This window comes from Treponema sp. OMZ 857, from assembly GCF_024181085.1.
Lineage (GTDB): Bacteria > Spirochaetota > Spirochaetia > Treponematales > Treponemataceae > Treponema.
The window spans coordinates 1,366,269-1,379,661 of record NZ_CP051147.1 but is presented as its reverse complement, the minus strand read 5'-3'; the positions used below and the strand labels follow the sequence as shown (position 1 = coordinate 1,379,661).

The window sequence follows — 13,393 nt, the reverse complement described above, 5'->3', positions numbered from 1 at the left end:
TATGCCGATACCTGTTTATAGCTCTACTATTCGGCGTTCTGAAATGGATGCCGTACTCACCTGTATGGTCGAAGAAAAAATCGGCCCGGGTGAGATGAATCAAAAACTCATTAAATTAGTACGCGAACTCTATGAGGCTGAAGGAGTCCTTGCCTTACGGAGTCCGGCGATGGCATTGGTTTATACGCTCAAGATGTTCGACCTCCCTGAGAAAGCGGGCGTCTTATTGTCAGCGCTCGCCCCTTCGTGGCAATATATCGAAGTAGCACGAAACGGATTTACACCGATTGTCTTGGATGTCGATCTGTTAACCGGTTTGGTTACACCTGAAGCGGTTGAAGAAGGTATTAAGCAAGGCGGCAGAGTGCTGGTTCTACACGAAACACTCGGCAACGTCCCCGATATGGAAGCGTTTACAGCTCTTTCAATTCCGATTATCGAAGACATTTCCCAAAGCGCCGGCGCCTTATACGGGGAAAAGCGGGCAGGAACGTTCGGTTCGTTTGCGATACTGGGACTCGAAGAACGGGATATTTTAACGGGCGGCGGCGGAGGCATCCTCATTGCTGCAGAGCGGCGCAATGCTTCCGTGTTAAAGAACATGGCGGAAACTATTCCGATAACCGATTTCTTGCCCGACATTAATGCGTCCCTCGCCTTTGTACAGCTTAAAAATATGGAAAAAAACCTCCAGCTTCGCGACGAAATGCGGGAGCTGTATCTCCGCTCACTTTTACAAACGAGGCATAAGCCGCTCGTATTTGCTGAAAGAGTAAAAAACCCCGTCTATTCCTTTCCAGTAATACTTGAAAGCGGCTTTAAAGATGTAAAACAATACGTTAACCGCAAAGATATTGAGATAGAACTCGCTTTTACCAATTCCATTGCGGACTTTTTAAAAGAAGAAAATACATGCATTAATGCGGCCTCGCTTTTGCTGCGGACGGTACTTTTTCCCCTCTATCCCCGGCTCGGTCTCAATAATGCTGCAAAGATTGCAAAGGTATTAGGAACACTGCCGTAACGGACACGTATGCAAAAGAACGCCATTATCATCCTAACAACCTATAAACCGCACGCAGCGGAGATATCCCAGGAGCTTCCGGAGTTTTTGCAAGAAAACGGGATTCAAGCAGACATCTATGAATATGACGGCTTGTCTCCTGCAAAGCCGATTCGAAAACGGTATGATTTTGCCGTCTGCCTCGGCGGGGACGGGACGGTGCTGTTTGCAGCACGGTACTGTGCACCGAAAAAAATACCGGTATTTCCCATTAACCTCGGTGAATTCGGCTTTATCGCGGGCGTTGAACCGGCGCATTGGAAACAAGCGCTCGGCGAATACCTCGCAGGAAATGCGGAACATCACGAGAGGCTGATGCTTTCTACCGCCGTGTATCGTAACGGCGAGTGTGTCGGCTCCTTTGATGCGCTCAACGATGTTGTTGTTTCAGGCGGCGGCATTGCAAAGCTTATAAACCTTGCACTTTCCTTTAACGGAATCTCTTTCGGCGTGTATCGGGCGGACGGCGTTATCGTGTCAAGCCCGACCGGTTCTACCGCATATTCGGCAGCCTCCGGCGGACCGATTATGGATCCCACCGTTGCTGCCTTTGTTCTTACACCCATTTCGGCATTTTCACTGTCAAACCGGCCGGTCGTATTGCCTGCTTCCGGTACGATGCGTATTGAGGTTTTGCATAATCGTCAAAAAGATGTTATTGTATCTATAGACGGACAGGAGTTGTTTCCGCTCTGCGAAGGCGACAAAATTGAAATTAAAATGTCACGCCACCGACTAAAACTCATCGGGTGTTCGCCGGAAGCGTTTTACACGGCGCTCCGGTCAAAATTAGCGTGGTCGGGAAGTCCGTTGCAGGAATAACACTGCGGCGCGGAGGTTGATGTGCTCGAAACCATTTCGGTAAAAAATATTGCGCTTATCGACGAGCTTTCTCTCGATTTTAACGCTCATTTGAATGTACTGTCGGGAGAAACCGGCGCGGGAAAATCCGTTTTGATAGGAGCACTCAGTTTTTTGCTCGGCGGGAAGGTTACTACGGATATTATCCGCACGGGCGCTTCCGAAGCGGCGATGTCCGGTACGTTCTACCTTGCGAACACCCATCCCGAAGCCGCCGCATGGCTTGACGAGCGCGGCATAGAACCGGAAAATAACCGGATACTGTTACGGCGCACACTGAAAGAAAACGGCCGCGGCGGTATTTGGATTCAAGACACACAAGTTTCCCGCGCCGAGCTTGAAGCATTCACCTCTTTTCTAGTCGATATTCACGGTCAGCACGACCATCAATCTCTTTTTAAAACGGCAGAGCACCGCCGCTTCTTGGATTCTTATGCAGGTATCCTCGACGAGGTACGCGCATTCAGCCTTCTTTATACCCGCCTCGCCGAAATAAAAGCAAAACTGGAAACGATAGGACATTCCGAAAAAGAATGTGCAGAGCGGGTAGACTATCTTGCATTTGTTATCGACGAAATCGACAATGCCCGTTTACAGCCGGATGAAGACGAGGTGCTTGAGGCGGAAGAAACAAAGCTCTGCCAGTATGAAAAACTGTATGAACAAGTCGAGACGCTGCAAAACCTGTGTACACAGGAACAAGGCATTGTACCGCAGCTTAAAAAACTACAGCATATCTCCGACAGCGTTACCGCTATCGACCCCGCCGTTCACGAATATGCCGAGCGGATAGAAAATGCCTACTACGAAATGCAGGATATCGGCGAATTTTTCAGCTCCTATCTTTCAAAACTGGTATTTGACCCCAATCGGCTGGAACAGGTGCAAGAGCGGCTTTCCCTTATCAATAAGCTCAAGAAAAAATACGGCGCAACCATCAAGGATATCCTCGCCTATCGGGAGGCCGCACAATCCGAGCTGGATTCCCTCGGCGAAAGCGAGCAGGATAAAACCGCTCTGGCAAAAGAAGTTCCTCAGCTTGAAGCAAAACTTTTTGCAGCCGGTACCGCCCTATCTCAGAAGCGGAAAGCCGCAGCGGCAGAGCTTCAGCGAAAAATTCAAACTACCCTCACCCGCCTCGGTATGCCCAAGGTGGTATTTACCGTGCAGGTTACAGCAGCCGAACCGAACGGAAATAAACAGACTGCCGGTCTCTACGGGTTTGATTCGGTAGAATTTTTAATCAGCACCAATCCGGGAGAACCGGTCAAACCGCTCAACAAAATAGCGTCGGGAGGCGAACTCTCGCGTGTCATGCTGGCGCTGAAAACCGTCCTGACTGCCGCCGATGAAGCGGATACCCTGGTATTTGACGAAATAGATACCGGTATCGGCGGAGAGGTTGCCCGCACTGTTGCAGAACATCTGAAAGAATTGGCCGGTAATAAGCAAATACTCTGTATTACGCACCTTGCAGTTATTGCCGCCGCTGCCGATACTCATATTAAGATACTGAAGATACAATCCGAACATACAAGCCGCACATCTGCCAAAACAATAGAGGGAGACACCCGCATTGAAGAAATTGCACGGATGTTGGCAGGCGATGAGGTGAGTGCCGCTTCACGTATTCACGCAAAAGAGTTATTATCAAGGTATGGAAGTATAGGATAGCGCGATATGGATAATCCACAACAAGGTACAAACATATACGAAGAACAACTCCGTTACTATCAGGAGGAAATCGACCAAATACTCAAACAGGAAAAAGCGATGGCAGAGCTTATCGCAAGCGATCCTCAAGGTGGTATGTATAAAAAAATCATGCTCGTCGATGAACTGATATATGTGGTAACGCTCTATTTGGGAATGTACCAAATAGCGGTCTCCTTTTTGAATCGAAAAAACGAAACGCTGCTCAATGAAGCGCGAAAAGCCATTTACAAGGTTATTATCAATCTCGAAGAAATTGTTTCAAACTTTATCGACGCACCTTTTTCGGACTATGAGGAAAAAGTACGCAAAATTCAACACGTGCCTCAAAAACAGCGGTTTTATTTAATCCGAAAATTAGGCTTGGTGATAGACCTTGTCATCCGCGCGTACAGCGGCAATACCAAATGGAAGTGGTCGTTTGTAGAAATTCAAGGACGATATGCAACGGTTGCGAAAAACATCCTCGATTTAAAGGATACTGCAGAAACAGGCTTTGATCCACGTTCACCGGACTATGAAAGCACGATGTTCCATCTTAAGTTGGTAAAAAAGCTACTCTTGCAGGCAGCCGACCAATACCGTGCGCGGTATGAAACGGCAACCGCCAGTATAGAGGATTTCAGAATTGCTATTCAGTATTTGGAAGCTGCGCGGCGTATGCATATTTTGCTGAATGAGCGGAGTGCGGCGGAAGAAGTAAAACGGCAAATCGGTATATGGTCCGAGAAGATGGAAAAAGATTTACAGAAGCGGAAAAAAGCGTAAGAGCGGCAAAACCGAAATAGGGAATAACAATGTTTAATAAAGAAATCGTATGCAAACTTTTTGAAGCGTTTTCCATTCAGCGGTGGAACGATTTAGTCCGCCCCTTCGATATCGTCGAAATGGATAAGACGGCAGAAAAAATGTTCCTCAGTTTTATCATCGGCAAATATGAAGAAAAGAACGGAAGGACGGTCAATTGGCTGACTATCATTAATCATTCGTTCTTTGAGCTGCTCCGCCGAATCGCGCTCTGCGATATGAAGTCGCCGGTACAGCGCATTATCCGCTCGGAATATCCCGAAGAATACAAAAAACTCAACCGCTGGGTGCTTGATAAATACAAGACAATTATTACCGACCCGCTTTTTCTTGATGAGTTTGCCGCCTACCTCTTTGATCCGGTTGATCCTACGGACATAAGTTTTCGAGTACTGCGTGCTGCCCATAAATATTCGGCAATGCGCGAGCTTGATATGATCCGCATGGTGAACGAACCTTTCCGGCTGACTGAAATCGACAAATGTTTGGAGACGGATATTGCCGATTTTATGGACTTAAAGGGCGTACAGCTTTTGACAACGCGGCAGCAACCGTACTATTTTATTACCGAAATCGAAAAACTACGGTTCCAAACCCGTTGGAATCAAACGCCGCGGGTACCGGCAACAACGGTGCTCGGACATTCGTACTTTGTTGCCGCACTGGTTTTCTTAATGAGCCGCACGCTCAAGCTGGCGCCGCATCGTCTTTCGATGAACTTTTTTGCAGCGCTGTTCCACGATTTGCCGGAGGCGGTTACCCGCGATATTATTTCTCCGGTAAAGCAAGCGACCGATCGCCTGCCCGAGGTAGTTAAGCATATTGAAGATGAAATTGTTGCAAAGGAATTGCTCCCGTTGATGGACGACTTTTACCGCGAAGAGGTGCTGTACTTTATTCAAGATGAATTTGAAAATCGGATTAAACTGGACGGAGAAATCCGCTGCGTAACAAGCGAAGAGTTGAATACGACATACACGGCGCCTCAGTTCTGCGGGATTGACGGTAAACTGATCCGTGCAGCAGATCACATCGCGGCCTTTGTAGAAGCCGACAGTTCCATCAACTTCGGCATTAGGTCGGAACAGCTGGAAGAAGGCAGGGCAAACATCCTGCACCACTACGGCAAAAACACCGTCATCAACGGCTTTTCCCTAGAAAGCTTTTTTGCATCATACCGCTAAAAAGCGTGTACATAAGAGGTGTGTAACAGGGCAACCGCACCAAAAATAATTAAAGCGGTTGCATCTAAATCTAAGGAAACTGTCCAAAAACTGAAGTTTTTGGACAGCCCCTTTATTTTAATGAGAAGGGTAATTACATCAGATAAATAAATACATATCGCAGAATAAATAGGTTGTGAGACCATTTGAAGCGCAAAGCGGTTCAACTCTGGTCGAACAACCTATTTATTCTGCGGGATATTCAACAAAATATCTGATGTAATTACCCTAGGAGCATGAGTGTATGAATATTGTAGAAATCCCGTTACCGCTATTGCGGAATGAATTATCGGCCGTGTCTTTTTTATCCTGCATTGCCGAAGACGAACTTGAAGCGCTCGCGCAGTTTTCTCAGCTTTGTGCATTTGACGAAGGTGAGGTGCTGATTGCGGAAGGCACCATAAATGCCGATCTGTATATTTTAATGAGCGGCTCTCTTGACGTGATAAAGCAGGGCAAATGGAATAAGCAGGTTCACGTTGCAACACTGCGGGATCACGCCTCGGTCGGCGAGTCGGCGCTCCTGGAAGATGAACTCAGCACCGCAACGGTACGCGCTGCCGAAGACACGATTGTGTTGATCCTTTCCCGCAGTCAATTCAAAAAATATATTAACGCCTATCCCAAGGCGGGATTGGTGATGATGACATATATCGTTTTCAGTCTTTTGCAAAAGCTGCGCAGCGCGAATGAAGAGCTCGCCGACGAACGCAGTATGGAATTTGCACAAGAGTATTTAACCGCAATGGTCGATATGTTCCAAGAAACTGAACAAGACGAAAGCTCCGGCTCAAACGATGAGCCGTGATAATTCCGCGATTAAATCTTTACCGTCCCAAATCGTATCCATCTCCATCGCCTGCCCTAACGCGGCGATGCGGTCGATACCTGCCGAACACCGCTGCGCAAAAAAGTGTGCGAGTTCTTCCCGCCGATAGCCTTCCGCACAGAGCGTCTGCACCTTGAACGAAAGCAGCGGCAGCAGTTCCTCTTTATTGCGGATTTCAGTTTCAAAGAAAAAGCCGAATGTTCCGCGCAATGTTTCCACCGCATTGGCGGGCAGCTTTGCCAAAGTCGCAACATATAAAAGATTCCCCGCATACTGCTTGACGGATATTTCCTCCGGTAAGGTCATCGCAGAAAGGCACAGCTGCTCGTATTTCCGCGCCGCTTGATAGGCGCCGAACCGGTACCCAGCTTGAGCTTCCGCTGCAACCTTTTCCCACCAGCGGAGACGCACTGTAGTATCACCTCCGTCGTTTTCCCACACGACAAGGTGCGGGGCGGAACAGGCATTTTGATCCATCAAATACGTGTCGTTATAAAACCGGTGCGCCCATGCGGCGAGCGTTTCTTCATCCGCTTGGGAAAACGCCGCTTGGCTGAACAGCGCAAACGACCAACGGTCGGGGAATACCAGTTCAACCGCATGGGGTGGAAGCGGAAGCGTACGTATGCGGCGTATCGTTTCGTCCCCGCCCCACACTACCCGCGCATCGCACTCGGTCGTATACGCAGCGGTTACCGCATCATCCCTGCCATAGCTGATAAACGATGTCCGCCGTTTTATCGGTTCAAACTCAAGGCGATCCAGCACTCGGCCGATGCAGGCGCAGAGCATTGTAGCGATTTCCCCGCCCCGCTCCGACAGCCGCACGATGTTTGCGTTCCCTGCAAGCAACCCGATTGTATATGAATAGGCAAACATCGTCGGCACGTTTGAAGGCGCAATATGGAACGCAAGCCCCCGGCCGAGACGCGGAAAGGGTGAAGCATGGCGCTTAGCCAAAGCTTCAAGATGCGCCCTGCGGCACCAGAAGCCGAATGCAGCAATTTCCGGTATGGAATGCAGTTCCGATGCCCCGATTTCAGCCGATACCGCAGCAAGGAACTCCATTGCCTCCGGTGAAAATACGGGATACGGGTCCCTTTCCGGCTGCAAAACGCCAGCCAATAATGTTACAGAGGTTTTCGTCTGCATGGTTGTATCATCCTTCATACAAGTTTGAGAGATACTCAATACACGATAACTCAAAGTATTTAGTGTTAACGCTCACTCATATATTGTTCTACTTCAGCAGCAGTCAACTTGCGTATCTGTGTATGCGGATACTCTTTATATTCCCCAATGGTAAAAAGAGGGGCAGTGTGCTTACATTGTTTATCTTTATTTTTCTTTAAAAATAACAGGACATCATTATATGAAGGAAAGATTTTATAGGATTTCTTCCCATTACTGTTTTCTATTTCGTAAATACCGCAAGGCTGTTTTTCCGTATAATCTGCTGTCCGTAAATAGAGCTTTGCAATTTCCAATGACTTGAACGGAAAATTCCATCGTTGTAAACCTCGTTTAGGATCACGGTCAATACAAATACACCGTCCGCATGTCCCGCAAATGTACTGCGTATGATGTTCTAAACAGTCTACAGGATTGAGCAACGGCGTAATTCTGTTTTTGTTTACGTAACACTCTTCACACATGGTAATCTCTCCTTTTAAACCTAAGCCTTAGCTCTGCTTTTTGCCGTTACATACGGAACATCGATACGCAATACTGTAACCGATGCTGCCATCTGTTCGGTTATTTCAAAGTCTCGGCCGCTTTGTGTTTTCATCATAAGTCGCAATCCGGAAATCTTTTCTGCAACATCTTCAACAATAACCGCAGTTCCGTCTCCCATAATACTGGCATATTCCGAACCGTATTTACACGGAATGTCGCCGCCGGAAACAATTGCAACATCAGTCTCAAGTTCAATAAAAACGCACGGATTCTTTTTAAGAATGTCGAGTTTACGCCCCTCTTTTGCACAGTGCACATAGAGAGTTAGCCTGCCGTCGGTAAATATAAAACCGTACTGCATCGGCACCACATACGGATGGTCATTATCGATCATCCCAATATGCACAACCTTTGCCTTTTCAATAATAGCATATATTTGTTGACAATCCGTTACTTCTCGATCTGATCTTCTCATAAATAAAAACCTCCGTTAGATAGTATATACCATAAATATACATCCCGCTACATGATTTCTACATGATTGCGAGCTGTTGTGTATGGAAATATCAATATCTTAAGTTATCCGTGCTTTTGCCGATGCCTTTAATATGACCTTCTCACAACTTTTTACCCTGATAAAGAATGTGGTTATTTCTCCCGAAGTGATTATCGTTACTATACTGCTTATATTATACTTAAATCTTGTATTCTATATTGTGCAGTATCAAAAACCGAGACTTTCCTCCCTACAAAGCAGAATCCAAAAAAATTTGCAAAAACCGCCGGCAGAAGCTAAAAAAGATAACACACCTACCGAGCAGGCAAAATAAGAATCGGAAAATTTAGGCATACCTTAAAATACGGGGTACTCTCTAAAATGTAGAACTATCTGCCTTATATATGATCAGCTGTAAGATTAGCCGGAATTTTTTTGAACTTAAAACTCTGCCGCTGAATAGGAGAAGCGCCATATAGTCCGATAAGAGAACGATGCAACTGTGTCCCATAGCCTTTATGCAGATCGTAGCGGTAAAGCGGATATTGCTTATGATACTCCATCATACAATGATCCCGTTCGGTTTTAGCCAGAATAGAAGCGGCCATCACACACGGATACCGTCCATCAGCTTTAGGTTCCGCAATAAGCGTAAAATTACCGCCGATATTAGGCAGTTGATTGCCGTCAACAATAACCGTTAAATCCTGTTCAATACCAACCGCTGTATTAGTATTATCTCGCCTATACCGTGTAAATAGAGTTTCAAATGCTTGCTTCATTGCGGTAAGCGTTGCTTGTAAAATATTGATTTTATCTATTTGTTCGGAAGGAACCGATGCAATCTGCCAATACAGTGCACCGTCAAGAATAGCAGCCCGCGCCATTTCGCGGCGTTTAGGGGATAGTTTTTTTGAATCATCCAATATCGAAATATCAAAGGTATCAGGCAAAATGACAGCCGCAGCATATACGGGGCCTGCCAATGCCCCCCTCCCCGCTTCATCAATACCGCAAAACAACATCAGACATTTTTCCTATTTTCTGTATTATCACTGTACCCTTCACAATGCTCTATGTATCTATATAATACGCTATCTACGAATAAGCACTTCCGTAAATCCTGTTAACTCAACAGATTTCGGCAATTCAGCTTTAGAAGCATTATCGGCAATGACGGCCGCATCCATCATTTCAAATAAAGGCGAGGTATACGAGCATTGCAATTTTCGGACTTTGACGGTTGAATCGGTAAGCGCAGCTAGTCTTCCGGTATAATGCGCAGTAAGATTACAAACCGTATCGGTCAGCGTACACTGTGTTTTTACAAAATCAAAACATAAAACCATTAATCCCGATGCCGAAAAAGTACTGCGCAGCGCAGACACGGTGCTGTTTTTGGCACGCACCAATACAGCCTGCGCAGTTTGTCCGGAAGTAAAAGAAGTGTCGGTACACGTGATACGGCTATCCCGAAGAATCACGGCATCGCCGCCCTCTTCTACGGTAATTGAAACTCTATTCAGCGTTAGGGAAGCATTCGAACCGTATAAAACAGGTACAATACGCGGTTCCGTAAACCGTTCTATGCGTTTTATCGAGCATCCTTTTATCTCCAACGAAGTACGTTCAACGACAAAACCGGCATTTTCTCCGAATGTAATTACCGGAGCATTCTCACCGAGTATCTTAATCGGAGCCGTAAGAAACACAGCTTCTTCAACATACACATCGGAACGAAGAAAAACAGAAACCGGAGCAGGTTTACCGTTCTTTACCGGAGTTTCTTGCCGGTTTATTCGGTCATAGATAGCTGCAACTGCCTGTTCAAGAGAAGTGAACGGACTATCGGACGTACCTTTTTCAGTAGTGGTAGGTATAGCTGCATCTACATAAAAGACTAAATTACTCTCAACAGCAAAAAGGGATAGAGAAAAAAAGAAATATGCAAAAAGGCATAATAACGGTTTACCATTCCTGTACATCGGTTTCTTATAAAACACCTTTAAAAATTTCGCGCAGCTCGGGATATTGCGCATAGTAGTACTTTTCAAGTTCCTCAGGAGTTAAACCGGTCAGTTCATGGCTCATATAGTGGATCCATTGACTATCTTTATCGGCATAGATATCGTGCTTTCTGCACCAATAATCGGGCTGGATAGGTTCACTGCTCTTTCTATTATGGAAAACCTTATAATCATGAACGGCTATCTTTATATCACGCCGCGGAATACCTTTTTCCAAGAAAGCCGATACAAGATAATTGATTGTAGCACCGCTATCGAAAATATCATCAACCAACAATATCTTATCGCCGCTCCGCAGGTGTTCGGGGGAGTATGTCCATCCGTCAATCATCATTTTTGACTGCTGATTAGCATCGGAATAAGAATGAGCGACGACAGCAGCATACAAAATAGGCTTCACATCTCTATTCACTAACTTAAACCATTCATGAATGGCATTTCCCAAAGATGAACCGCCCCGCAGTGAAACATATATCACATCAGGAATAAAACCATCTTCCCAAATTTGGCGCGCCAAACGGAACCCGTTATTACGGATCGTATCATAGGGTAAAAATTCTTTGCTCATAATCGCTTCCTTACTTTAAATGTATACTTTATTTCAAATTAAAATACATTAACCTCAGCCGCATCAGAACGGTTGCTTAATTTTGAGGAAAATAATAGTGATAGGAAATAAAGCTCTCATTTTCTTAGTATAACGATTTCAAGTTGCTTATTCAATAGAACTTGCAACGTATCATAATCTAAATACGTACGATAAATCATTCACCCAATTATTGAGCGGCAAAGCGTATAAAAAAAGCTGCCTTTCGGTAAATCCGATGGCAGCCTTCTACTTCTGTGTATCTTATAAGATTATTTAAAATCTTTAGGTCGGCGTTCAATACGATGACATTTTGCACATTCAGCGATATTTTTTATTTTTCCGTTTTCAACCATTGTTTTTAACACAACTTCACCACCGCACGGACAGCTAAACTTCTGCGTAGCGACAGCAGTACGGGAGTTTTTACTTGCACCAGCCATACCTCAAGCCTCCTCATGAAAATTTTGTCCTTTAATATAGAAAATTTATAATAGACTGTCAAGCCCCCCTGAAACTAAGTGTTTGTAATTTATTCTCTTTTGTGATATACTCGCGCTATGTTCCAAAAGTATCCAGTGCTTCTCCAATCTATACAGCTGCAAGGGCAATATAAGCAAAACCTTTCCGGAGGTCTGCTCCCAAGATTCCCGCTGCTTTTGTTGCTGTGTTGCCTTTGGTACTTCTTAGGATGTACAAGCGTTCCTACTGCCCCCACAGATACGCCGTATCAGCCTATCGCTCAGACAGAAATACACTGGCGTACCCTATCTCCGGGAGTCGAAGCTGCCGATATCAATGATCTGCAATTTCCGCTTATCGTTCATGTTGTGAAAGTAGATTTACTCAATCCCGCTGTGGCCGTGATAACCTCAGAACCGGCTCTCTTTAAAAACGGCCAAGGCTGTATCCGCGGCGAAACGACACAGGATTTTGCACTCAGGCACAATACAATCGCAGCCTTTAATGCCACTCCGTTCAAAACAGGCTCGCTGTTTTTCAGTGTATACCGCACTATCGTGGGTATTCATATTACAGATTTCTGCCGGATGAGTATGCCGAACGAAGGCTATGGTGCATTGCTTTTTTATGCGGATAAAACAGCCCGCATTATCGACGCTCAAACGGAAGATGTATTATCAACAGATGTCCGTCATGCAGTCGGGGGCTTTTGGACAATTCTTCGAAACGGTATCGTGATTCCGCAAAAACTTCATCGCCGTGATTCACGGACTGCCGTCGGCCTTACTGATAACGGAAAAACACTCTTCGTCGTGTCGGTAGAAGGTGAGAATCAACAGAGAAGCCAAGGTCTTTCCTTTGAAGAAACGGCGTGGCTGCTGCGGGAATTAGGCGCTGACGATGCACTGCAACTCGATGGCGGCAGTTCTAGTTCGTTAGTTTTACAGGAAAATGGAGAACAGCGTATTGTATCCCCTATTCGCAACTGGAATATCCATATCCGTGTTGCAAATAATATCGGTATTATCATTAACCAATGATGACCGTTTAAGTTTAAAGAAACATTTGCCTTTATAGTACAAGCGATGTAAAATAGAAAACATGAAGAAGGAAGTTCAGTATGAATGAAGTAATCAATGCAATTTTAACACGGGTAAGTGTGCGTCAATTTACCGATCAAAGAATTGAAGATGAAAAACTAAAACTTATTGCCGACTGTGCAAAAGCTGCCCCGACAGGAAAAAACCGACAAGCACGAAAATTTACGGTTGTACATAATCGGGAAAAAATTCAAGAACTCGCACAGGCGATTGCAAAAGTACATAACCGCAACGATTACCGGATATATGACTGTGATGCGATTCTCTTGATCAGCTTTGCAGAGGACGATAGGTACGGTCAATGCGACTCGTCTTGCGCAATTGAAAATACTTATTTAGCAGCAGAATCCCTTGGGTTGGGTGCTGTCTGGATTAACCAATTGCGTGATAAATGCAATGAACCGGAAATCCGAAATATACTGGACTCCTTTCATATTCCGCACAATCATGTGATATGCGGCTTTGTTGCGTTAGGCTATCCTGCAGAAAAACCGGTGATCAAAGAAAGAACGGAACCGGTAGAATTTATATACTAGAGGGAAAATTATT

General features: G+C 45.5%; 16 protein-coding genes. 9 read left to right on the top strand and 7 right to left on the bottom strand.

Annotated features, from left to right (window positions below):
• Position 1 precedes the first annotated feature (1 nt).
• The 6 genes from E4N66_RS06340 (at position 2) to E4N66_RS06315 (ending at position 6,475) form a co-directional block, all read left to right on the top strand.
• Complete coding sequence (locus tag E4N66_RS06340) at positions 2-1,024, top strand: DegT/DnrJ/EryC1/StrS family aminotransferase (RefSeq protein ID WP_253729393.1); 1,023 nt, start codon at positions 2-4, stop codon at positions 1,022-1,024.
• Between the two features lie 9 nt (positions 1,025-1,033).
• Positions 1,034-1,885 (top strand): NAD(+)/NADH kinase, encoded by an 852-nt coding sequence (locus E4N66_RS06335; protein ID WP_044016245.1) that lies wholly within the window; start codon positions 1,034-1,036, stop codon positions 1,883-1,885.
• Between the two features lie 21 nt (positions 1,886-1,906).
• The gene (recN, locus tag E4N66_RS06330; RefSeq protein WP_253729392.1) at positions 1,907-3,598 is read left to right on the top strand and encodes a DNA repair protein RecN; all 1,692 of its coding nucleotides are present in this window, start codon (positions 1,907-1,909) and stop codon (positions 3,596-3,598) included.
• A 6-nt stretch (positions 3,599-3,604) separates the two neighbouring features.
• Positions 3,605-4,405: a hypothetical protein gene (locus E4N66_RS06325; protein ID WP_253729391.1), complete on the top strand. Its 801-nt coding sequence runs from the start codon at positions 3,605-3,607 to the stop codon at positions 4,403-4,405.
• Between the two features lie 29 nt (positions 4,406-4,434).
• Entirely contained in the window at positions 4,435-5,628 is a 1,194-nt protein-coding gene (locus E4N66_RS06320) for an HD domain-containing protein (protein WP_253729390.1), read from the top strand.
• Positions 5,629-5,911: 283 nt separating this feature from the next.
• Entirely contained in the window at positions 5,912-6,475 is a 564-nt protein-coding gene (locus E4N66_RS06315; RefSeq protein WP_253729389.1) for a cyclic nucleotide-binding domain-containing protein, read from the top strand.
• Here E4N66_RS06315 and E4N66_RS06310 read toward each other — a convergent pair.
• The 3 genes from E4N66_RS06310 to E4N66_RS06300 all read right to left on the bottom strand — a co-directional run bounded on the left by E4N66_RS06310 (position 6,458) and on the right by E4N66_RS06300 (position 8,648).
• Positions 6,458-7,648 (bottom strand): acyl-CoA reductase, encoded by a 1,191-nt coding sequence (locus tag E4N66_RS06310; protein WP_253729388.1) that lies wholly within the window; start codon positions 7,646-7,648, stop codon positions 6,458-6,460. The two genes, E4N66_RS06315 and E4N66_RS06310, sit on opposite strands and share 18 nt — an antisense overlap.
• A gap of 65 nt (positions 7,649-7,713) precedes the next feature.
• On the bottom strand, positions 7,714-8,151 hold the full coding sequence (locus E4N66_RS06305; protein WP_253729387.1) for a hypothetical protein: 438 nt from the start codon (positions 8,149-8,151) through the stop codon (positions 7,714-7,716).
• A gap of 20 nt (positions 8,152-8,171) precedes the next feature.
• Positions 8,172-8,648: a pyridoxamine 5'-phosphate oxidase family protein gene (locus E4N66_RS06300; RefSeq protein WP_253729386.1), complete on the bottom strand. Its 477-nt coding sequence runs from the start codon at positions 8,646-8,648 to the stop codon at positions 8,172-8,174.
• Positions 8,649-8,781: 133 nt separating this feature from the next.
• On the opposite strand from E4N66_RS06300, the gene E4N66_RS06295 reads away from it, so the two are divergent.
• Positions 8,782-9,003: a hypothetical protein gene (locus tag E4N66_RS06295; RefSeq protein ID WP_044016231.1), complete on the top strand. Its 222-nt coding sequence runs from the start codon at positions 8,782-8,784 to the stop codon at positions 9,001-9,003.
• A 64-nt stretch (positions 9,004-9,067) separates the two neighbouring features.
• On the opposite strand, the gene E4N66_RS06290 is transcribed toward E4N66_RS06295, so the two are convergent.
• From E4N66_RS06290 to E4N66_RS06275, 4 genes are all read right to left on the bottom strand, one after another.
• Positions 9,068-9,694, bottom strand: coding sequence for a ribonuclease HII (locus E4N66_RS06290; RefSeq protein WP_081984441.1), 627 nt, complete (start codon positions 9,692-9,694; stop codon positions 9,068-9,070).
• A 69-nt stretch (positions 9,695-9,763) separates the two neighbouring features.
• Complete coding sequence (locus tag E4N66_RS06285) at positions 9,764-10,654, bottom strand: hypothetical protein (RefSeq protein ID WP_253729385.1); 891 nt, start codon at positions 10,652-10,654, stop codon at positions 9,764-9,766.
• A gap of 7 nt (positions 10,655-10,661) precedes the next feature.
• Entirely contained in the window at positions 10,662-11,264 is a 603-nt protein-coding gene (locus E4N66_RS06280) for a phosphoribosyltransferase (protein ID WP_253729384.1), read from the bottom strand.
• Between the two features lie 290 nt (positions 11,265-11,554).
• Positions 11,555-11,725: a hypothetical protein gene (locus E4N66_RS06275; protein WP_006188141.1), complete on the bottom strand. Its 171-nt coding sequence runs from the start codon at positions 11,723-11,725 to the stop codon at positions 11,555-11,557.
• 135 nt (positions 11,726-11,860) lie between these two features.
• On the opposite strand from E4N66_RS06275, the gene E4N66_RS06270 reads away from it, so the two are divergent.
• Complete coding sequence (locus tag E4N66_RS06270; RefSeq protein ID WP_253729383.1) at positions 11,861-12,784, top strand: phosphodiester glycosidase family protein; 924 nt, start codon at positions 11,861-11,863, stop codon at positions 12,782-12,784.
• Positions 12,785-12,864: 80 nt separating this feature from the next.
• A complete protein-coding gene (locus tag E4N66_RS06265; protein WP_253674811.1) occupies positions 12,865-13,380 on the top strand; it encodes a nitroreductase family protein in 516 nt (171 codons plus the stop codon).
• Positions 13,381-13,393 lie beyond the last annotated feature (13 nt).

Excerpts from the sequence above, each read along its gene's own strand:
- E4N66_RS06285 (WP_253729385.1), bottom strand. The coding sequence starts at position 10,654 with ATGTACAGGAATGGTAAACCGTTATTATGCCTTTTTGCATATTTCTTT.
- E4N66_RS06320 (WP_253729390.1), top strand. The coding sequence starts at position 4,435 with ATGTTTAATAAAGAAATCGTATGCAAACTTTTTGAAGCGTTTTCCATT.
- E4N66_RS06315 (WP_253729389.1), top strand. The coding sequence starts at position 5,912 with ATGAATATTGTAGAAATCCCGTTACCGCTATTGCGGAATGAATTATCG.
- E4N66_RS06300 (WP_253729386.1), bottom strand. The coding sequence starts at position 8,648 with ATGAGAAGATCAGATCGAGAAGTAACGGATTGTCAACAAATATATGCT.
- E4N66_RS06335 (WP_044016245.1), top strand. The coding sequence starts at position 1,034 with ATGCAAAAGAACGCCATTATCATCCTAACAACCTATAAACCGCACGCA.
- E4N66_RS06280 (WP_253729384.1), bottom strand. The coding sequence starts at position 11,264 with ATGAGCAAAGAATTTTTACCCTATGATACGATCCGTAATAACGGGTTC.
- E4N66_RS06275 (WP_006188141.1), bottom strand. The coding sequence starts at position 11,725 with ATGGCTGGTGCAAGTAAAAACTCCCGTACTGCTGTCGCTACGCAGAAG.
- E4N66_RS06290 (WP_081984441.1), bottom strand. The coding sequence starts at position 9,694 with ATGTTGTTTTGCGGTATTGATGAAGCGGGGAGGGGGGCATTGGCAGGC.
- E4N66_RS06265 (WP_253674811.1), top strand. The coding sequence starts at position 12,865 with ATGAATGAAGTAATCAATGCAATTTTAACACGGGTAAGTGTGCGTCAA.
- E4N66_RS06340 (WP_253729393.1), top strand. The coding sequence starts at position 2 with ATGCCGATACCTGTTTATAGCTCTACTATTCGGCGTTCTGAAATGGAT.
- E4N66_RS06325 (WP_253729391.1), top strand. The coding sequence starts at position 3,605 with ATGGATAATCCACAACAAGGTACAAACATATACGAAGAACAACTCCGT.
- E4N66_RS06310 (WP_253729388.1), bottom strand. The coding sequence starts at position 7,648 with ATGCAGACGAAAACCTCTGTAACATTATTGGCTGGCGTTTTGCAGCCG.
- E4N66_RS06295 (WP_044016231.1), top strand. The coding sequence starts at position 8,782 with ATGACCTTCTCACAACTTTTTACCCTGATAAAGAATGTGGTTATTTCT.
- E4N66_RS06305 (WP_253729387.1), bottom strand. The coding sequence starts at position 8,151 with ATGTGTGAAGAGTGTTACGTAAACAAAAACAGAATTACGCCGTTGCTC.